This window comes from Pseudoalteromonas sp. JSTW, from assembly GCF_013423925.1.
Classification (GTDB): domain Bacteria; phylum Pseudomonadota; class Gammaproteobacteria; order Enterobacterales; family Alteromonadaceae; genus Pseudoalteromonas; species Pseudoalteromonas lipolytica.
This window is the reverse complement of the sequence record NZ_CP058972.1, coordinates 3,058,655-3,078,034: the sequence shown is the minus strand read 5'-3', so window position 1 is coordinate 3,078,034 and position 19,380 is coordinate 3,058,655. Positions and strand designations below refer to the sequence as shown.

The window sequence follows — 19,380 nt, the reverse complement described above, 5'->3', positions numbered from 1 at the left end:
ATGTTAGTGGGTATTGTTCTGGCTGGAGGGCTTTCTCGCCGCATGGGGCAAGATAAGGCTTTACTTGAAATTAATGGTCAAACGCAATTAACACGCGCGATTGCTTGCCTTAAAGACGCGGGCTGCGATGAGGTCATTGTGAGTCGAAATAGCAGCGGTTTTATCGTTGATAAATTTGTACAGCAAGGACCTGTAGCGGGTATTCATGCCTGTTTGAATCACGCTGAGTATGATGATGCGCTTGTTATTCCTATTGATATGCCGCTGCTATCTAAAACAAGTTTACGCACCCTTATCAACCAAGGGCGCAGACGAGATTGTGCTTGTTACTTTGCACACAGTGTATTGCCTTGTTACCTCAATCGGCTTGAACGCGCGAGTTTAATTGCCCAGCAACGTTTAGAGCATGGGCAGCGCTCTGTCAGTGGTTTACTTGAAGAGCTTGGAGCGGCCGTCATTGAATTGTTTGAGTCAAATGGCGAGGGTCGTGAACTATATAACGTTAATACACCACAACAATGGGCACAGGCTCGTTGTTTGGTTGATCAAAAGGATTACGCATGGCGCGAGTAAAAAGCAACCGCTTTGTACCATTAAACATAGCGATTTTAACAGTGAGTAATAGTCGAGGCCCTGAGCAAGACACTGCGGGTGATTTGTTGCAGCAAAAAGTCATAGACAGTGGGCATCATGTGCTTAATCGACAATTACATAAAGCCAATATTTATAAAGTACGCGCGGAAGTCGCTACATGGATAGCCAGTGACGATATTGACGTGGTACTGATTTCTGGTGGCACTGGACTGACACCAGATGATATTACGCCTTCGGCAATCGATGTGTTATTTGATGTGTCTGTGAGCGGTTTTGGTGAGTTATTCAGGCATTTGTCTTGTTCGCAAATTGGCACCTCATCACTGCAATCCAGAGCGTTAGCAGGGCTTTCGAATAGAACCCTTGTTGTTGCTATGCCGGGTAGCCCAAATGCGTGTGCTACCGCCTGGGATGAGATTTTATGTCAGCAACTCGATTCGCGGTGTGGGCCATGTAATTTTGTAGCAGAGCTTAAATCACATCGTGTTGAACAATGCCACTCTCGGGAGATGAATTAATGCAGTTAACCCACATAGATAAAAGTGGTCAAGCAAGCATGGTTGATGTTGCAGATAAATCAGCAACAGTGCGAGAAGCGCGTGCATGCGCAACGGTCGTGATGCAGCCAAAAACGCTCGCTCTTATTGAGCAAAATCAGTTAGACAAAGGCGATGTATTAGCTGTCGCACGTATTGCAGGAATTCAAGCAGCAAAAAAAACAGCTGATTTGATCCCCCTTTGCCATCCGTTGGCGTTAAGTAAGGTGGCGGTTGAGTTTTCTATTAACAACCAAGGCAGTGCGGTTGATATTCACAGTTATTGCAAGTTAGTTGGGCAAACCGGGGTTGAAATGGAAGCGTTAGCTGCGGTATCGATTGCAGCACTCACTATTATCGATATGTGTAAAGCGGTTGACCAAGGTATGACAGTACAGAACATGCGAGTTACCTATAAAAGTGGTGGCAGACGCGGCACCTATATTGGCTAATTAAGGGGAGTATGAATGAATAAGGTACTTTTTTTTGCACAGTTACGTGAACGTTTAGGCTGTGACTCGGTGCAACTAGATGCACAAGGTATGTCGGTTAGGCAGTTACGCCAAACATTGGCTGAACGAGATGAGCGTTGGCACACCTGGTTACTCGATAAAGATGTGTTAGTGGCCGTAAACCAAATTTTGGTTGATGATAATGCTGCGGTCGGCACTGGCGATGAGGTTGCTATGTTTCCACCTGTCACTGGAGGTTAGTGATGATCCGTGTACAAGAACATGATTTCGATATGAACGAAGAGTATCAATCCATGTTAGCAGACGACTCGGTGTCGGGCGCCGTGGTTATGTTTGTAGGCCGTGTTCGCGACATTAATCAAGGCCATCAAGTCGATAGTTTATATCTAGAGCATTATCCGGCGATGACAGAGAAATACCTTACCCAGTTAGAGCAGCAAGCGTTGTCATTATGGCCTTTGGAAAAGGTAACCTTAATTCACCGCGTTGGTAAATTAAGCTTAACAGATCAAATTGTGCTGGTGGCAGTGTCGAGTGTCCACCGCGAAGCCGCATTTGAAGCAGCACAGTATTTAATTGATTTACTTAAAGCGCGTGCGCCATTTTGGAAAAAAGAGCACGTTGAAGGGGAGCAGACTCGTTGGGTGAGTGCCAATCATAAAGATCAAATAGCGGCTGCCCAGTGGCTGTAGGGTTGAAACAATGCAGTGGCTAACAAATAAACTAACCACATACACGATAGCGACTGTGCTGGTTTTATTTTGCTGTGTATTGCCTGCAAGCGCTAATGATAAAGACACATCTTCTTCGCTAACGATTGCTTGCTCGGCTAACTTTGTCGCTGTAATGGATCAGTTGCTGCCAGTATTCAAAGCACAGATTAAAACCGATATACAGGTTAAAGTGGTGACTGGCTCATCAGGCACACTCGCAACACAGCTTCGTTATGGAGCCCCTTATGACGTATTTTTTTCAGCCGATGCAATATTACCTACACAACTAAAAACCGATGGTTTTGGCATTGAAAGCACAGTGTATGCGCTTGGCGAATTGGTGTTTTATTCGTCTGAGGGCTATGACAGTTTGGAAGGCGTTATGACACGTTTGCCCCATATTACTTTAGCTATTGCGAATCCACGTTATGCACCTTATGGACAGGCTGCGGTTGAGGTATTGGCTCATTTACAAACCAAGCCGAAAAAAACAGTAACGGGGGGATCTATTTTGCATGCTTTTCAATATGTTGAAAGCCAAAATGCAGAGTTAGGTTTAATTGCAAAAAGCCTACTGCAACAACCACATAATGGCACGGCTATCGCCATTCCCAGTGAGTGGTATCAGCCAATTGAGCAGCATGTTTTATTAGTAAAAGACTCAGTGTTTGCGCGTCAGTTTTATCATTTTGTTCAAACTGAACAGGCACAACAGCTAATAAAATCAATGGGCTATAGGTAATACTATGAGCGAGGGAGACTTGCAAGCCATCTTTATTACGTTAAAACTTGCTGCGTTAAGTACGCTGGCGTTGTTAGTAATAACGATTCCCTGCGCATATTGGCTTGCGCGAAGTAAACGGGCCATAAAACCCTTCCTCGAAACCTTAATTACCTTGCCTTTAGTTTTGCCTCCTACGGTATTAGGGTATTACTTTTTAGTGTTATTTTCGCCGCAACAAGGTATCGGTTTATGGCTGCAAAATACCTTGGGTATACAGTTAGTCTTTAGCTTTTCGGGGATTTTAGTGGCGTCGATGATCTACAGCTTACCTTTTACTTTTCGGCCCTTACAAAGTGCATTTGAACAATTGCCAGATAACTTATACAGCAGTGCTGCCTTATTGGGCTTTAAGCCATGGAAGCAGTTTTTATGGTTAGTACTCCCCATGATTAAACCGGCTATTTATACCGCTGCGACTTTAAGCTTTGCCCATACGGTGGGGGAGTTTGGTGTTATTTTAATGATTGGCGGTAATATTCCAGGAGAAACTCAAGTTGTGTCACTGGCGTTATTTGATCATGTTGAGAGTTTTAATCTTCAGGCTGCAAATATGCTTGCAGGGCTGATGCTCGTGTTCTCATTTGCCGTTGTGTTTGCATGTCAATGGTGGCAAAGGCAAACGCAGCGTGTAAGTACACCAACCAGCTTGCTTTGAATAGGTTTAAACAGATGATGGCATTAAATAGCGACAGCAGCATGGGTATTTCAGACCCACAGTGTACGTCTAAGCCTGTGGTTGCGCATATTGAACTTAATTGTTCAGAGCCTGTTACTCAGCAACTTGATTGTCAGCTTAAGACCTTGCAAATAACGGTGTTATTAGCCCCAAGTGGTACAGGTAAAAGCAGTTTGTTTAATGCAATTGCGGGTGTTGCTCCTGCTTCTGGCGGGTTAAAAGTAACAGGGCAGCAGCAGTTAGGTATGCCAGCACATAAGCGCCGCATCGCTTACGTAACACAGTCTCCTTTGTTATTTGACCACCTAAGCATTGCCGCTTTATTAAAGTTGGTTGCTAAGCAACAAGCGCAGCCATTTGATATAAGTTGGGCAATAGACCCCTTAGGGCTGACCGACAAACTAGTGTATCGGGCTCACCAATTAAGTGGTGGACAGCGCCAGCGCGTTGCGCTTTTGCTTGCGATGATAAAAGGAGCGCCTTTATTATTATTAGATGAAGTGCTTACCGGTCTCGATCAACTTAATAAGCAAGCCTGTATAGGGGTTATAAAAGACTACCTTTGTAAAGTGCAAGGTGCTGCTTTGTTAGCATGCCACCAACTGGATGATGTATTAGCTTTAGCTGATAGCTGCTTATTGCAGCATACGATAAACAATAGTACACAGTGGCAAATGTTCCCTGTGGATGAAGGTGTTGAGCGTTATCAGCAGCAGTTACTAGAGAGCCAATCGAGTGAGAACATACAGGGAAGTCAATTTACCTCTATGTTTTACGGACAGGTTCATGCTCACTTTCCTGCGCTGGGCTTAACGGAGTATCACGTTGGCGGGCAGCGCTGCTTTGCTGCGTATAATTCAGAGCATCAAATAGGGCGTTTGCAGCCATTAATACTGAAAGCAAATCGTCTGGGTTTATCAAAAATAGCACTACCAGAGAGTAGTTTTGTGAACCAATTAAAAGTGCGGATCACGGCGTTTTACCCCGTTAATATGGGAAAAGAGCAAGGTATGTTGGTGAAAGTAAGGCTCGCTAACAGCGAACAAGACGGTGTGCATAAACCCGCATCATTGCATGTGTGGATCACGCGCTTATCATTTAATCAACTACAGCCTAAATTAGATGAAACGTGGTTTTTAATAGGTAAAGCGGACGCATTACACGGTTAACTATCGACTAAGTTATTTCTTACTAAACCGCGTTTTACATTTTTGCAGAGCTTCGCGAATCGAGAAATATCGTCAAAATTAGGGATTGTGCCTATTTGCAGCTGGTGTTCCCAGTAGCATAGTTCGGTATCAACCAACTCCATTAGCTTTTTAGGGCAGCCGATACACGAGTTATCGGTGCCACAAAAAAAGGTATCAGGTTCGTATAAGGGAAGCTCTACTTTTACCTGCTCGATTAATTGCTGCATGGCGGTGACGCGGTCAGGTTTACGTGTTTGCATTTGACTGCTTTGCTTCTAATTTAATGCACAATCAAAAGGAATAAAGGGCACTAAGTCGCCACTTTGCCACTGAGTTTTTTCAGCATCAAGCAATAAATAACCTTGGCTTTTTGCAAAAGTACTGAGCATGCCAGAACCTTGTCCTTTTAAAGGCTCAATATAGGTTCCTGTGTTATCGACAACTAATGAAGCACGAATAAATTCAGCGCGACCTTGTTTTTTACTAATATCACACGCTAAAGGTAACTGAAGGGGAGGCTGTGTACGCACTGTTTCACCAGCCATTTTACGAAGCGCAGGTATCGCGAGTTGATGCAATGTCACAACACTTGAAACCGGGTTGCCTGGTAATCCCATAAATCGCTTGTTGTGGCCGTCTTGTGTTAAATGCTTAAAATGACCGTATGCGAATGGTTTACCTGGCTTTATTGCTACTTTCCAAAACTGCATTTGACCAAGCTCTGTGAGCACTGTTTTTGTGTGATCAGCATCACCGACCGACACACCACCCGAGGTAATAATGACATCGGTATTTGAAAGTGCTTCTTCAAAAGCCAACTTTAGCGCGTCAGGGTCGTCAGCAATGATGCCAAAATCCTGCACCGCAAAGCCTAAATTAGTTAAAATAGCCTGAATCGTGTAACGGTTAGTATCGTAAATTCCACCTTGTGAAAGTGGCGTGCCGGGTTCAAAAAGTTCATCGCCCGTAGAAATAACCCCCACTTTAAGTGGCTTATAAACGCTAACAGAGGCAATACCAAGCGAGGCAAGCATACCGATATCTGTGGCTGTTAAGCGTTGCCCTGATGCAAATAATTGGCTGCCGATACTGATATCTTCACCTTGTTTACGTACATTTTGTGCAAAGCAAGGCTTAGTGTTTAAAGTGATTGTTTGTTCAGTGGAGAGCGTGACATGTTCTTGCATTATCACCGTATCAAAACCAGCCGGAATATGTGCGCCTGTCATGATGCGTATGCAGCAACCTGATTGCCATTCGCCGTTGAATGGATGCCCGGCATAGGCAGTGCCAATAATATTTAAATGTGTGTGTTCATTTAAGTCACTAAAACGAAATGCAAAACCATCCATTCCTGAGTTATCTGCGTTAGGCACATTAATGTCGGCGATAATCGGTGCAGCAAGAATACGACGATGAGCAGCCGATAAAGGCAGTGTCTCTGTTTTAACTAATAACGGCGTGTCTGATAAAAGTGCTTCGCTAGCGTGTTGAAAAGAGAGCAGGGGCTGCTCACTCGAAAACTGATTCATTATTAAGCCCCTTTTTGCTGATTGATTATCCACACGGCAGCTTCAACACGTGAGCGCAGGTTTAGCTTTTTCAGCAGGTGTTTTACATGCACTTTAACGGTGCCATCAGAAATATCTAATTCTCGTGCGATTAACTTGTTTGATAACCCTTTCGCAATTAACTTGAGGATTTCAAATTCACGGCTAGTGAGTGAATTGAGGATGTTCGCTTTTTGCGATACATCAGGTTTGCGGATAGCTTGGGCGAGTACCCCTGTGAGCTTTTCACTCAGCACCATTTTACCCAGTGCCGCTTGTTTTATTTTTTCGAGAATTTCTTCAGGATCCATGTCTTTTAGTAAGTAACCATCTGCGCCATAGCTGATTGCAGTGAGCACGTCTTCATCGTTATCAGAAACCGTTAGCATAATAATACGCGATGTAACATCACTGGCACGCATGGCTTTAAGGGTTTCTAAGCCATCCATTCCTTGCATATTAAGGTCAAGAATAATGAGATCGGGATCATGCTCTATAGCTAACTGTAGCCCTTCTTTGCCTGTTGCTGCCTCACCGATGACGACGAGTTCGTCTTCTAAATCGATTAACTGTTGTAGGCCTTTGCGTAGCAATGGGTGATCATCAACTAATAAAATTGAGCTGGTTAGTGCATTCATACTTTAACTCTTTGTTGGCTTTAGCCTGAAAGACTGGCGGTTTAAAAATATCTTAACGTGGATCAATAAAGTATTCACCAAAAAGCCTCCCTATTACTCCTAATAACCTTAAGCTTTCTTATATTATTTAATGATAAACAATTGCTTACGCTTAAATATACCCACTAAGTGGTAGTTGTTTGCTGTTTATGCTGTGTGTGGCTTACCCATCAATGTGAATTGTTGAGTTGATTTTATGTGCGCATAGTAAGTTCAATTAGAACGAAATGGAGCAGCATATGGCTGAACTAGACAAGTGGGAACCGGAAAATGAAGCTTTCTGGAATTCCCAAGGTAAAAAAATTGCGCAAAGGAATTTATGGATTTCGATCCCAAGTTTACTTTGTGGCTTCGCTGTTTGGCTTTACTGGGGAATCTTGACCGTTCAGATGATGAATGCAGGGTTTAGTTTTAGCGCAGATGAGCTATTTACGCTGACGGCGATAGCTGGACTTTCTGGTGCTACATTACGTATTCCCAGTAGTTTCTTCATTCGCTTTTGTGGTGGCAGAAACACGCTGTTCTTCACTACATCGCTACTCATAATTCCGGCTCTATTTACCGGTTTGGCATTACAAGACCCAACGACACCATTGTGGCAATATCAGTTACTTGCTTTGTTGTCGGGTATTGGTGGGGGTAACTTTGCTTCTTCAATGTCAAATATCAGCTTTTTCTTTCCAAAAAAACAACAAGGTTTAGCGCTGGGTCTCAATGCAGGGTTAGGTAACTTTGGTGTGACAACGATGCAGATTTTGATTCCATTGTTTATGACATATGGGGTGTTTGGTGCATTGGGCGGCGATCCAATTACGTTGGTGAGCACGTCGGGAAGTTTGATTGGTAAAATTCCAGCCGGTTCTGAAACTTGGCTGCAAAACGGTGGTTTTTTATGGCTACTGTTCTTAATACCGCTGTTCTTTGCAACATGGTTTGGTATGAATAACATTCGCACGCCAGAAGTGTCACCAAACTTAGGCAGCCCTCTGAGTGCATTTGCAATGATTTCTGTGATGCTAACGATTGGTCTTGCCACTGCGGCGGCTGGTCTGTGGTTGATGCTTCCTGAATCAGCAAATGGTTCTGGCTTTGGGGTACCGAAAGAGTTGGTACTGGTGCTGGTTGTTGCTATTACCGTATTTTTACTGAAGATGATACCGGGGGCGATTGGTAAAAGCCTCACTAAGCAATATCAAATCTTTAATAATAAACATACCTGGGTAATGAGCACGATTTACACCATGACGTTTGGTTCATTTATTGGTTTTGCGGCAGCATTTCCGTTAGCAATCAAAGTTATTTTTGGTTTTCAACACATTATGGTTGATGGTGTGATGACCCATAGTACCTTAAACCCAAATGGCCCAAGTGCGCTCATGTATGCGTGGATGGCACCATTTATTGGGGCATTAATTCGTCCACTAGGTGGGTGGATTGCTGATAAATGGGGTGGTGCGTTAGTAACACAGGTGTGTTCTGTGGTAATGATTGGCTCGTCGTTAGGTGCGGCCTATTACATGAAAGAGGCTTATCAGTCGCCTACACCTGAAGAGTTCTTTATGCCATTTTTCATCTTATTCTTAGTGCTATTTGGAGCAACAGGGATTGGTAATGGCTCAACCTTTAGAACGATTGCGATGGTGTTTCCTAAAGAACAAGCAGGCCCTGTATTAGGTTGGACTTCGGCAGTGGCTGCATACGGTGCATTTTATATTCCAATGGTATTTGGTCAGCAAATTAAAGCGACAACACCTGAGGTAGCACTGATTGGTTTCGCGGTATTTTATGCGCTATGTTTGATTATTAATTGGTGGTTCTACTTAAGAAAAGACGGCGAATTTTATAATCCATAACGATCTCCACTTGTCCAGAGCCATCAACTTCGGTTTTTGGCTCTTTTTCTATTGTTGCAGGAAAAGAATATGAGTAAGTTTCAAGAATTATTATCCATGGCTCGCCATCAAGCTGAACCCGTTAAGCTACTGTTGTTATTTACAAAAGCAAATGTTGAAAGTTCAGTTAACGATGTCAATAAAGGGGTGATTGAGCCTGTTATGTGTGTTGATAAACTGCCTAGTGAGTTAACTGACTATACGGCGCTTTGTCACGAAGCAGATAACATAAACCAAGCATGGGATTTATTATTTGTCACCAGTATTGGTGCTAATACAGAGGTCAGCCTGATTGAAAGTAGCATGAAGGCGATGATTAAAGACGTACAAAGTGGTAAAAACACGGCGTTGTATGTTGTCCTCGACAGAGAAGATAACCTTGTAGAAATGGTCGGTAGTTAAGTCAGTATAAAAAATTGCACGGCAATAATGGCACAAAGTAAGTGGTCGATATTAAACTGATTAATGGCCGTTAGTGTGCTCTGTGCACAACTCTCCTAAATGTAAAAAGAAGGCAGCTACTCGCTGCCTTCTTTTTATTGTAATGACTCTACGTACTCTGTTAACTGATTAAATAACCAGTCTGGCAAGCTTGCTTGTGGGTCTTGCGTATCGAGCCAGTTTTTAACAGTTAGGCACAGTTCTGTGTCGCCTTGGATTGCTAATTTACGTGAGAAAAAAAGTGTATCAGGGTCGTATTTTCCACTCATCAAACTTAAAAATGTATCACTACTCCCTGTTAACTTTCCGTCGTATTTGAGGTGTTCTTTAGGGAGTAACCACGGTTTTATAGAGAAAATAGTTAACCGTTTAGAGGTCGCATTGAGCGAAATAAGCAAGCTGAGTGGCAGGTTATCGACGTCAATGCATAACTGTTTATCAATTAAAAAGTCGAGCTCACCGTCGTTGATCTGTGTTTTAAAAATGAGGTTTATTCGCTGTTCTATCAGCCAACTTATGCCTGCGGTTGGCGTGAGATGAGTAATAGCAGTTAGCCATTTCGGGGTAAAAAATGGCGGAGTTTTATGCTTCATAATATCAGTGAGACTAATCATATTAGTAGATTACCTTATTAGGTTTGCTGGCTTACCATTATTGATAATTTATTTCTTAGTTTAAATAATCAGGAGTGGGTATGGAGTTACTTTGCCCAGCAGGAAACTTACCCTCGTTAAGAAGGGCAATTGCGCAAGGCGCTGATGCGGTTTACGTTGGCTTAAACAATGATACCAATGCGCGTCACTTTGCGGGCCTTAACTTGAATGAGCGGCAACTCGTTGAAGCGGCAGACTATTGTCAGCAGCATAAAAGAAAATTGCATGTTGCTATTAACACCTTTGCTCACCCCAATCATTTTACAAGATGGAAGCATGCCATTGATGAAGCGATTGCAGTGGGGGTAGATGCCCTGATTGTTGCTGATATTGCTGCGCTTGATTTTATTGCGAATAATTATCCGCACCAAGAAATGCATGTCAGTGTGCAGGCATCGGTGACAAATGCACTCGCAATTGATTTTTATAAGCAGTTTTGTGTGAAGCGAGTGGTATTGCCTAGGGTATTAAGTTTGCAACAGGTCAGGCAATTGGCAACCACCACCGACATCGAACTTGAGCTTTTTGCCTTTGGTAGTTTATGTATTATGGCCGAAGGGCGTTGTTATTTATCTTCATATTTAACAGGCGAATCACCTAATACAACAGGTGCCTGTTCACCGGCCAAGTTTGTTCGTTGGCAACAACAGGGCGCTCGAATGCAATCACGCTTGAATGATGTATTGATTGATCAGTTCACTGACGATGAGCAAGCCGGTTATCCAACGTTATGTAAAGGGCGTTTTGTTGTAAATAACGAAACCTACCATGCCTTAGAAGAGCCAACGAGCTTAAATACACTTTCTCTGTTACCTGAGTTATTAGCCATGAATATTGCGGCCGTTAAAATTGAAGGCCGACAGCGCAGCCCTGCCTATGTTGAGCAAGTTACACGCGTTTGGCGACAGGCTATTGACCATGCAAAGCAAAATGTGACTGACTTCAGTGTTGAAACGCATTGGCAAACGACGCTGGACAGTTTATCTGAGGGGCAGCAAACCACCTTAGGTGCGTATCATCGCAAGTGGAAATAGGAGTAACAATGACACAGTTAAAAGTTGCGGTAGGGCCCATGTTGTTTTTGTGGCAAAAGGAGCTGCTCGAACAATTTTATGAGCGGGTAGCGCAGTCGACAGCCGATATTGTTTATTTAGGCGAAACCGTCTGTGGAAAGCGACGTTTAAGTCGCCTAAATGATTACCTTGAGTGGGCTAAAATGCTAGAGCAAGCAGGAAAAGAAGTGGTGCTGTCTAGCTTAGCCTTGTTGGAGTCGGGGGCTCAACTTCAAGAGTTAAAACGTGTGTGTCGTCAAAGCGCGTATTTAATAGAGGCGAATGATCTTGCCGCCGTGCAGCAATTACATAGCTTGGGATTACCATTTGTGATTGGCCCCGCAATTAATGTTTATAACGGTTATACGCTAGCAAAGTTTGCTCAAATGGGAGCTGTGCGCTGGGTTATGCCTGTTGAATTGTCGAGAGATTGGCTGGTGGCTTTAAAACACGAATACGCGGGTTTGACAGATTTACCGATGCAATTTGAAGTGTTTAGTTATGGCTTGTTGCCTTTGGCTTACAGTGCGCGATGCTTCACGGCTCGCCATTATGACTTAGCTAAAGATCAATGTGAGCTCATTTGTCAAAAGCACCCTTCGGGATTAATGACCCACAGCCAAGACGGTAAAAAGGTGTTTACCTTAAATGGCATTCAAACAATGTCTGGGCAAGTGTATAACTTGTGTGAAGACCGCCATGCACTTAATAGCAGTGCGGATATCGCGCGGCTAAGTATGCACTATATGGACGACTTACAATGGATTGAGTCGTTTGCTTTGGGCACCGACTCTAAGCGACCGGATGAACATATTAATGGCTTTTGGCATCACATTGCGGGTATGCATTGCCAGTCTTAGTGCTGGCTAAATAAATACAATATGAGAGCCAGTGTGATAAACCAAAAACCACTTACCATTTTCCAAAATAATAAACTGCTGGCTTCCTTCGGTTCAGGATCCGGTTTTAAAAATTCAGGATTAGGGACGGTTAAGTCATGCATGAGTGCATCCACGGTTTGATAGCGCTCTGTTAAATCAAAACTAACCCCTTTTTGCAGTGCTTTATCAAACCAAATTGGAATAACGGGGTTATGTTTAATGGCACTGTGATAACGTAGTTTGTCGTAGTCTGCCATGCTTGTGCATTGCTCAACTTTTTCGCCATAGGGTAAGTGGTGAGTAAATAATTCATAGCAAATAGTCGCGAGGCTATACACATCACCTTGCACGGCAGCATTTTTGCCCAGCAAATAATTAGGGTCTGAATAGCTGGCCGTGCCAAGTGCCCCTTGATGTTCTATTGGCTGATAAAGCTCCGCAACTCCAGCAACAAACACGGAGCCAAAATCAACCAGTTTGATTTCATCATTTTCTAATACCATCACATTGCCAGGTTTGAGATCTTGGTGAATCGCATCATTACTATGAAAAGCATTTAAGGCCGCTGCAATGTGTTTAACGATGGCGATTGCTCGTTTAGGTTTTAGGGGCTGATGCTCAGCTAACCAGTTGTCGAGGCTGGTACCATCGAGCCATTCCATTAAATAATACAGGGCACTTCTTGGCCGTGAATGTTGATAAATTTTTACGACATAAGGGGAGTCAATTCGGCTGCCAATCCATTGCTCTTTAATAAAGCGGTCGATGTAATGTGTGTCGTCGTCAAAGTTGGCTGAAGGCGTTTTCATTGCGTAACGCTTTTTTGTAAGCTCATCTTCCACTAAATAAAGTTGACTACGTGATGAGGCAAACAGCTCTTCAATGACAAGATAACCATCTAATTTCATACCTGCTTTAAGCGGCGGTGGAAAAGGCAATTTTGTGAGCTCAGCGCTATATTCAGCTTCATTTTGATATGCCAGCTCTTTTATTTTTAAAACGACACAACTGATGTTGTCATCACTGCCATGCTTTTTGGCTTCTATACACAGTTGCTCTGCTATTTTAGAGGCTGGCTGATAACTCAATAAGTTATCTATTAAGATATCGGTCGGGAGAAAATCATGCACCCCGTCAGAGCTTAATAAGTAAATGTCACCTTGTTGTAATTCATTGCTGCTGTAATCAATGTGTAAGTTGTTATCCATGCCAATGGCACGCGATAAAAACGATTTTCCTTGCCCTAAATTGGTGGTGTGATCGGCTGTGAGTTGCTTTAAGTTTCCATTTCTAAAGCGATAAATTCGACTATCACCCACATGAAAAATATGACCATGATTTCCTTTTAAAATCAGGCAGCTTAAGGTTGATAAGTAGCCTTTATTTTCTTGTGAAAATGCATGGCTTTTGCGAAAAAGACGTAAATTGATTGCCGATAATACTTGTTCGCCACTGCGACTAACAGACCATGTATCGGGGGTTTTAAAGTATTCACTAAGAAAGCGTTCAACGGCTGTTTCGCTCGCTTCTTTACCAGCTTCTGCTGAGCTAACACCGTCGGCAACACAAAATGCGGCACCTTTAATATTGCTGAGGTACTCATCTTTTGGAATAAAAAGACCTGCGCAATCTTCGTTGATTTCTTTTATTCCGCGTGAGGTATGAAATCCTGCATCAACCTGAGTGCTTTGCATAATGTGTAGTTAGCTTTGAAATAATATCAAAATAGTGCAAGAAAACGGGGGGAGTATTCAACCTGTACAGATCAATAAACGGTCAGTTTTTCGGGTCTGTTTATTATCAAATAAGCTTAACTACCTCTTTTGGGGTAATTGTTGTTGTTTTTAATGATTTGATTTTTATATGCTTTTTATTTTGTTCGACGTTTTTGTCTGTTGATATTTTTAAGTTGTGGCATTGTGGGTAGAGCCTCATAAAAAGCGCGTGCTTTAGGTAGAATGGGTCAATGATTTATAGATGACGTGTTCATCGACCGTTTTTAATTGGAGCATCGCATGTCAGAGTCTCGCGCTAAACGTGCGTTATTATTTGCTACTTTAGCTTTTGCGGCTAACTTTTCCGTATGGACATTGTATGCGGCGATAGTATTGCCTTTATCATCGCAATGGCAATTAACGGTCACTGAGTTAGGTGGCTTACTTGCAGCCCCGATGTTCACAGGTGCATTGTCTCGGATCCCCGCTGGCGAATTGGCTGACCGCTATTCGGCAAAAGTGCTCTTTGTTGTGCAAATGTTAGTGTGTGTGCCTGCCCTTGCATGCTTGTATATAACGACAAGCTATTCTCAACTACTTTTTCTCGGTTTATGGATTGGTCTCAGTGGTAGCTCATTTACCCTTGGTATCCGTTATGTGTGTGATTTTTATCAACGCAGTCAACAAGGAACCGCGATGGGGATTTTTGGCGTGGGTAATGCCGGTGCCGCTATTACACTCGTGTTAGCGCCTTGGTTAATGGAGCGCTATGGTTGGCAGTGGGTTGGGCCTGTGTATGCGTTTGGCTTGTTATTTGTTGCTGTGCTGTATGGTGTGTTTGCCCCCAGCCAGCCAGATAACGCTCATGTTATTAATAGTAAACCGCAAACCTGGACACTGTTACTGAAAAATACGCAAGTTTGGCGATTAGGGCTCTATTATTATTTTGTGTTTGGTTCTTTTTTGGCCTTACTGCTTTGGCTGCCATATTACTATATGCAGGCCTATCAATTATCAATTAAACAAGCGATGGCCTTTACATTGTTTTTTGTTGCAACGTCGTCGGTGATACGGGCTCTTGGTGGGTGGTTTGCCGATAAGTATGGCGGTCGTAGTGTTAACTGGAGCGTATTTTGGGTGTGTTTAGTGTGTTTGTTTTTCTTAAGCTACCCGCCCACAACAATGACCATTCATGGTATTAAGCAAGATGTGAATTTATCTGTGTCGGTGAATGTGTGGGTGTTTACCGGCTTATTATTTGTGATTGGCTTAGCGCAAGGCTTTGGTCGTGCCAGTGTGTTTAAAGTTATCCATGAAAACTACCCGTTAGAAATGGGCAAGGTAGGCGGTTTTATTGCTGCCATTGGGGCCCTGGGAGGATTCACATTACCGATAATGTTTGGTGCGGTGGTTGATTTATTTGGCTTTTACAGTGCCTCTTTTATGTTGCTTTACGCTGTGTTAGCTGTCTGTATGATGCTGATGTATTTCGCGGTGCGTGCTGAGCGCTATCAACGAAGATTGAATGAAGCTGCGAGTTATAATTTTTTAGAAGATGATAGTTTATGATGCAAATATCCGATGAACAACAAACCAAAAGTGACGTTGCCTTATTTCAGCTCGCATTTCGTCCGCTGTTTTTGTGTGGGGGTTTATTTAGCTGTATTGCTTTGGTTGTGTGGGGATTAGTACTCAATGGTCACTGGTCTTTTTCTCCTTATGGAGGGGCTTTGTTTTGGCATAGCCATGAAATGCTATTTGGTTTTGTGTGCGCTATTGTTATCGGCTTTTTATTAACCGCGGTACAAAACTGGACAGGTTTACGCTCTATTCATGGTCGAAAGCTGCTGCTGTTAACTCTTGCATGGTTAATCGCGCGAGTTGCCATGGTGGTGCCCGCTTTGCCGCACTGGTTAGTATTTGGTATTGATATGGTGTTTTTGCCCTTAGCGGGTTATTGGTTAGCAAAACCAATCATTGTTAAAGGGCAAATGCGAAACCTCTTTTTTGTGCCGATTATTTTATTACTCAGTGCTGCCAATTTATTAATGCACTTAGGCGTGACACTGGGGATGCCTGAGTTGTATCAGCATGGTTATATGTCTGCTATTTGGCTAATTACGTTATTAATGAGTGTATTAGGCGGGCGTGTAATTCCCTTTTTCACTGCAAATGCAACTGCGACAAAGAAGGTCGACGGTAAACCTTGGTTAGAGATTGCAGCGCTTGGCAGTACCTGGTTTATTTTTGTGTTGTTTTTTACTGGTGCAGTTTATTACCTGAGCAATGAGCTCATTGGCGGCATGCTAATTATATGTGCTGTATTTCATTGTCTTCGTGCGGCGCGATGGCCGTTCTTTAAAACCTTAGCGGTTCCACTGCTGTGGAGTTTGCATTTGGCTTATTGGTTTATTCCTGTGGGAATTATATTAATGGGGATGTCTTACTTCACTGATTTATTGTCAATTTCGACCGCTTTCCATGCACTGACTGTGGGGGCTATGGGCAATATGATTTTAAGCATGATGGCGCGTGTTAGCTTAGGCCACACTGGAAGAAAATTAGTGGTTAAACACGCCATTATTTTTGCATTTGGTGCGGTATTAATAGCGGCCTTATTACGCGTATTTGGTGTGTTGATAAATTCACAATTGAGCCTGTACTTTATTTCTTTATCTGTGATTACATGGTGTATGGCTTATGGTTTATTCTGCTTAGTGTATTTTCCGGTGTTAACACAACCAAGAGCAGATGGCCGCGCAGGCTAACGTTTCTATACGTCAATATGGTTGTTTAGGTAAAGTAGCTACCTCTTTTGAATTAGTGTGGACTTCATTCCTCTTGATGTAGATCAAGCTGAATTTTTGTACGCTTACTAAGCTGATATTTACGTATCAGTAAAAAGAGTGGAAAGCATGAAGGAGCAATCTTTACCAATATTGTTAACGTGCTCTGGCTGTAGTTATGGTGCAGAGCTGGCTGAAGACTTATCACAAAGTTTAATTATGCAGGGGAAAGTTGAAAAAGTCTCCATTGCGGCATTAACAGCAGGTTCTGCTATGCATTGGCAAAAGTTAGCATCTTCTCCTGCGATTATTGTTTTTGATGGCTGTGGGCTTAACTGTGCGAAGTTAAGCCTCGAAAAGTTATCTATTAATACATTTTATCATTTTGATATGACCAAGCAGCTTCAGAAAATAAACAATGGCGTGGGCAAACCTTCGCTAGCGGCCTGTTTGCAAGTGACAAAAACGGTGCAGTATCAACTCGCGTCTGTCCTACCAAAGCAACATAGAGTGAATCAAAAGGAAGCCGCAGGAAGCAAAGTGATCGCGATGTTTCCGTGTGCAGAGCGTTAAGGTTAGCAATGTAACTTTAACGCTCTGCACACACCTCGCAGTGGGGTTGTTTTGGAATAATAAACTCTTTAAATGTCAGGTGCTCTGCATCATATAACAGCATTGACACTGTTTTAGGGGGCATAGATAGCAGGCTTTTAAGCGCCTCTGTGGCTTGCAATGAACCCAAAGTGCCAACTACTGGGGCAAGGACCCCAGCTTCCATACAGCTTAATGAGGGCTCTTTAAATAGCCGAGCAACGCAGGCATAACAGGGATCGCCGTCACGCATTGGAAAGTGAATGAGTTGCCCTTCCATACGAATTGCAGAACCTGAAATTAGGGGCGTTTTATGTGTCCAACACAGGCGATTAAGCAGTAAGCGTGTTGCGAGATTATCACTGCAGTCAACGACAACATCAGCGCTGATTAACTCTGGCTCATGGTGTGTCGTAAACTCAGAAGCATAGGTTGTCATCTCTACTTGGCTATTGAGTGCTGTTAATTGCTGTTTAGCTGATTCAACTTTTAACTGACCCACACTGTTTTCGGTGTGTAATATTTGTCGTTGCAGGTTAGTTATATCCACTGTGTCATGATCAAATAAAGTAATTTTTCCGACACCTGCCGCAACAAGGTAAGGGAGTACTGCACTACCCAGTCCTCCAGCTCCGACAACGAGTACGTGGCTTGCCATAATGGCTTCTTGCCCTTCTTCTTGAACCTGAGGAAGCAGAATATGGCGGCAATAACGCAGGGTGTTGGCACTCTCTAATAACATGCAATTTTCCTTCTTTAGAACGCGTCTATAAGCCTACATTAAATAGGGCAGTGTTGTTATACCTCTTTGGAGGTGCAGTGAGTCATATTAGGTAACGCTATGAAAAAATTGATTTAAATCAATTTTCATAGTTATGCATAGCCGTAATCTGTGCATAACTTAAAAACATAGCAAGGTAGTGATATGAAAACACAGCTCTCAGTTCTAACAGCGTTAGTTACATTTGCTTTGAGTACGCAAGTGAGTGCAACTGAAGATAATGGCATTCATAACATGTTGGCGAATGGTGAAGTGCATGGCATGTTGCGTTATCGATATGAAAATGTCGATCAATCGGGGATCGCTGAACAAGCACATGCATCAACATTACTCACGCGTATTAATTATACAACGGCGACACTCAAAGGCGTTTCAGCACTTCTCGAGTTTGATAATGTTACCGAGATTGGTAATGACAATTATAACAGTACCGTTAATGGTCATACGGATCACCCCGTTGTTGCTGACCCTAAAGGTACTGAGCTTAATCAAGCAAGCTTACAATTCAAGAATAAAGAGTTGCACGTTGTTGCGGGTAGACAACGTATCAACCTTGATGACCAACGATTTGTAGGGGGTGTCGCATGGCGCCAGAATGAACAAACTTTTGATGGTTACAGAGTCGTTTATAAACCAACAGAGTCATTAAAGTTCGACTACAGCTATGTGTTTAATGTGAATCGTATTTTTGGTGAAGACAGCAATAAAAGCGATTTGCACGGTAAATTACACTTTGCCAATGCTGCATACCAAGTTAATAAGCAATTTAATGTCAGTGTGTTTGCCTATCTCTATGACTTTGATGCTGCTTTAGCCAGCTCAACACAAACAATAGGTGTGCGCGCAACAGGCCAATTATCCGATTCATTGAGTTATACGCTCAGTTATGCAACTCAACAAGATTATGCCGATAACCCCAATTCGTTTGATGCTGACTATATATTAGCGGAGCTAAAGGGCAAAGTGAGTAAGCTTGGCTGGAAAGTTGGCTATGAGCTGTTAGGCTCAGATAACAACATAGGTTTTAGTACACCACTGGCAACAGGGCATAAGTTCCAAGGTTTTGCAGATAAGTTTTTAGCGACTCCAGGTAATGGACTTGCTGATTTATACTTTGGCGTTAATGGGCAGTTGGCAGATATAAAGCTGAGCGCGACTTATCACTTTTTTGATAGTGATGCACACAGCATCGATTATGGCCAAGAGCTTGATTTAACGGCTGCATATGCACTTTCAAGCAACTGTAATGTGCTGTTTAAATATGCCATGTACAACGCTGATGATTATGCCACGGATACCGATAAGGTATGGTTGATGCTCACTCATAAGTTTTAACCGCTTAGCATGCTTTTTAGCAGCTAGATTAGTTTCAGTTCCCTGCAATTATGAGCCTCT

General features: G+C 42.9%; 22 protein-coding genes. 16 read left to right on the top strand and 6 right to left on the bottom strand.

Going from position 1 to position 19,380, the window contains the following annotated elements:
* Genes GZH31_RS13880 through GZH31_RS13845 form a run of 8 tightly spaced genes read left to right on the top strand, consistent with a single transcriptional unit; the run spans position 1 to position 4,945 of the window.
* Positions 1–573 (top strand): molybdenum cofactor guanylyltransferase, encoded by a 573-nt coding sequence (locus GZH31_RS13880; protein ID WP_074989362.1) that lies wholly within the window; start codon positions 1–3, stop codon positions 571–573.
* The gene (gene moaB, locus GZH31_RS13875; RefSeq protein ID WP_036973048.1) at positions 561–1,112 is read left to right on the top strand and encodes a molybdenum cofactor biosynthesis protein B; all 552 of its coding nucleotides are present in this window, start codon (positions 561–563) and stop codon (positions 1,110–1,112) included. Before GZH31_RS13880 ends, moaB begins: the two co-directional genes overlap by 13 nt.
* Positions 1,112–1,582, top strand: coding sequence for a cyclic pyranopterin monophosphate synthase MoaC (gene moaC / locus GZH31_RS13870; RefSeq protein ID WP_180311122.1), 471 nt, complete (start codon positions 1,112–1,114; stop codon positions 1,580–1,582). Before moaB ends, moaC begins: the two co-directional genes overlap by 1 nt.
* 15 nt (positions 1,583–1,597) lie before the next feature.
* Positions 1,598–1,843, top strand: a complete 246-nt coding sequence (moaD, locus tag GZH31_RS13865; RefSeq protein ID WP_065978349.1) for a molybdopterin converting factor subunit 1 — start codon at positions 1,598–1,600, stop codon at positions 1,841–1,843.
* Between the two features lie 2 nt (positions 1,844–1,845).
* Entirely contained in the window at positions 1,846–2,295 is a 450-nt protein-coding gene (locus GZH31_RS13860; protein ID WP_065978350.1) for a molybdenum cofactor biosynthesis protein MoaE, read from the top strand.
* Positions 2,296–2,305: 10 nt separating this feature from the next.
* Positions 2,306–3,058, top strand: a complete 753-nt coding sequence (gene modA, locus GZH31_RS13855; RefSeq protein WP_180311121.1) for a molybdate ABC transporter substrate-binding protein — start codon at positions 2,306–2,308, stop codon at positions 3,056–3,058.
* A 4-nt stretch (positions 3,059–3,062) separates the two neighbouring features.
* On the top strand, positions 3,063–3,755 hold the full coding sequence (modB, locus tag GZH31_RS13850; RefSeq protein ID WP_036973043.1) for a molybdate ABC transporter permease subunit: 693 nt from the start codon (positions 3,063–3,065) through the stop codon (positions 3,753–3,755).
* Between the two features lie 14 nt (positions 3,756–3,769).
* A complete protein-coding gene (locus GZH31_RS13845) occupies positions 3,770–4,945 on the top strand; it encodes an ATP-binding cassette domain-containing protein (RefSeq protein ID WP_180311120.1) in 1,176 nt (391 codons plus the stop codon).
* Here GZH31_RS13845 and GZH31_RS13840 read toward each other — a convergent pair.
* The 3 genes from GZH31_RS13840 to narL are packed head-to-tail and all read right to left on the bottom strand — an operon-like array spanning position 4,942 to position 7,154.
* Positions 4,942–5,226 carry a hypothetical protein gene (locus GZH31_RS13840; RefSeq protein ID WP_036973042.1) on the bottom strand — a complete coding sequence of 95 codons (285 nt, stop codon included), beginning with the start codon at positions 5,224–5,226 and terminating at the stop codon, positions 4,942–4,944. The two genes, GZH31_RS13845 and GZH31_RS13840, sit on opposite strands and share 4 nt — an antisense overlap.
* Before the next feature lie 15 nt (positions 5,227–5,241).
* Positions 5,242–6,498, bottom strand: a complete 1,257-nt coding sequence (glp, locus tag GZH31_RS13835) for a gephyrin-like molybdotransferase Glp (RefSeq protein ID WP_180311119.1) — start codon at positions 6,496–6,498, stop codon at positions 5,242–5,244.
* 2 nt (positions 6,499–6,500) lie between these two features.
* Complete coding sequence (narL, locus tag GZH31_RS13830) at positions 6,501–7,154, bottom strand: two-component system response regulator NarL (RefSeq protein ID WP_036973040.1); 654 nt, start codon at positions 7,152–7,154, stop codon at positions 6,501–6,503.
* 278 nt (positions 7,155–7,432) lie between these two features.
* On the opposite strand from narL, the gene GZH31_RS13825 reads away from it, so the two are divergent.
* Together GZH31_RS13825 and GZH31_RS13820 are read left to right on the top strand one after the other, a co-directional pair.
* Positions 7,433–9,046 carry an MFS transporter gene (locus tag GZH31_RS13825; protein ID WP_065978353.1) on the top strand — a complete coding sequence of 538 codons (1,614 nt, stop codon included), beginning with the start codon at positions 7,433–7,435 and terminating at the stop codon, positions 9,044–9,046.
* Between the two features lie 69 nt (positions 9,047–9,115).
* Positions 9,116–9,487: a hypothetical protein gene (locus GZH31_RS13820; RefSeq protein WP_036973038.1), complete on the top strand. Its 372-nt coding sequence runs from the start codon at positions 9,116–9,118 to the stop codon at positions 9,485–9,487.
* A 134-nt stretch (positions 9,488–9,621) separates the two neighbouring features.
* On the opposite strand, the gene GZH31_RS13815 is transcribed toward GZH31_RS13820, so the two are convergent.
* Positions 9,622–10,140: an SCP2 domain-containing protein gene (locus GZH31_RS13815; protein WP_036973036.1), complete on the bottom strand. Its 519-nt coding sequence runs from the start codon at positions 10,138–10,140 to the stop codon at positions 9,622–9,624.
* Between the two features lie 80 nt (positions 10,141–10,220).
* On the opposite strand from GZH31_RS13815, the gene GZH31_RS13810 reads away from it, so the two are divergent.
* Together GZH31_RS13810 and GZH31_RS13805 are read left to right on the top strand one after the other, a co-directional pair.
* A complete protein-coding gene (locus GZH31_RS13810) occupies positions 10,221–11,213 on the top strand; it encodes a peptidase U32 family protein (RefSeq protein WP_180311118.1) in 993 nt (330 codons plus the stop codon).
* A gap of 8 nt (positions 11,214–11,221) precedes the next feature.
* Positions 11,222–12,091: a U32 family peptidase gene (locus GZH31_RS13805; RefSeq protein WP_180311117.1), complete on the top strand. Its 870-nt coding sequence runs from the start codon at positions 11,222–11,224 to the stop codon at positions 12,089–12,091.
* Here GZH31_RS13805 and GZH31_RS13800 read toward each other — a convergent pair.
* Positions 12,088–13,806 (bottom strand): bifunctional protein-serine/threonine kinase/phosphatase, encoded by a 1,719-nt coding sequence (locus GZH31_RS13800; protein WP_036973029.1) that lies wholly within the window; start codon positions 13,804–13,806, stop codon positions 12,088–12,090. The genes GZH31_RS13805 and GZH31_RS13800 overlap by 4 nt on opposite strands.
* A 321-nt stretch (positions 13,807–14,127) precedes the next feature.
* Here GZH31_RS13800 and GZH31_RS13795 point away from each other — a divergent pair, with 321 nt between their 5' ends.
* The 3 genes from GZH31_RS13795 to GZH31_RS13785 all read left to right on the top strand — a co-directional run bounded on the left by GZH31_RS13795 (position 14,128) and on the right by GZH31_RS13785 (position 17,186).
* Positions 14,128–15,396, top strand: a complete 1,269-nt coding sequence (locus GZH31_RS13795) for a nitrate/nitrite transporter (RefSeq protein ID WP_065978355.1) — start codon at positions 14,128–14,130, stop codon at positions 15,394–15,396.
* Positions 15,393–16,595 carry an NnrS family protein gene (locus tag GZH31_RS13790; RefSeq protein ID WP_196857407.1) on the top strand — a complete coding sequence of 401 codons (1,203 nt, stop codon included), beginning with the start codon at positions 15,393–15,395 and terminating at the stop codon, positions 16,593–16,595. Before GZH31_RS13795 ends, GZH31_RS13790 begins: the two co-directional genes overlap by 4 nt.
* A gap of 147 nt (positions 16,596–16,742) precedes the next feature.
* On the top strand, positions 16,743–17,186 hold the full coding sequence (locus GZH31_RS13785; RefSeq protein WP_051501921.1) for a putative zinc-binding protein: 444 nt from the start codon (positions 16,743–16,745) through the stop codon (positions 17,184–17,186).
* A 16-nt stretch (positions 17,187–17,202) separates the two neighbouring features.
* Here GZH31_RS13785 and GZH31_RS13780 read toward each other — a convergent pair whose 3' ends face one another.
* A complete protein-coding gene (locus tag GZH31_RS13780; protein ID WP_036973025.1) occupies positions 17,203–17,946 on the bottom strand; it encodes a molybdopterin-synthase adenylyltransferase MoeB in 744 nt (247 codons plus the stop codon).
* A 183-nt stretch (positions 17,947–18,129) separates the two neighbouring features.
* Here GZH31_RS13780 and GZH31_RS13775 point away from each other — a divergent pair, with 183 nt between their 5' ends.
* The gene (locus GZH31_RS13775) at positions 18,130–19,320 is read left to right on the top strand and encodes an alginate export family protein (protein WP_180311116.1); all 1,191 of its coding nucleotides are present in this window, start codon (positions 18,130–18,132) and stop codon (positions 19,318–19,320) included.
* Positions 19,321–19,380 lie beyond the last annotated feature (60 nt).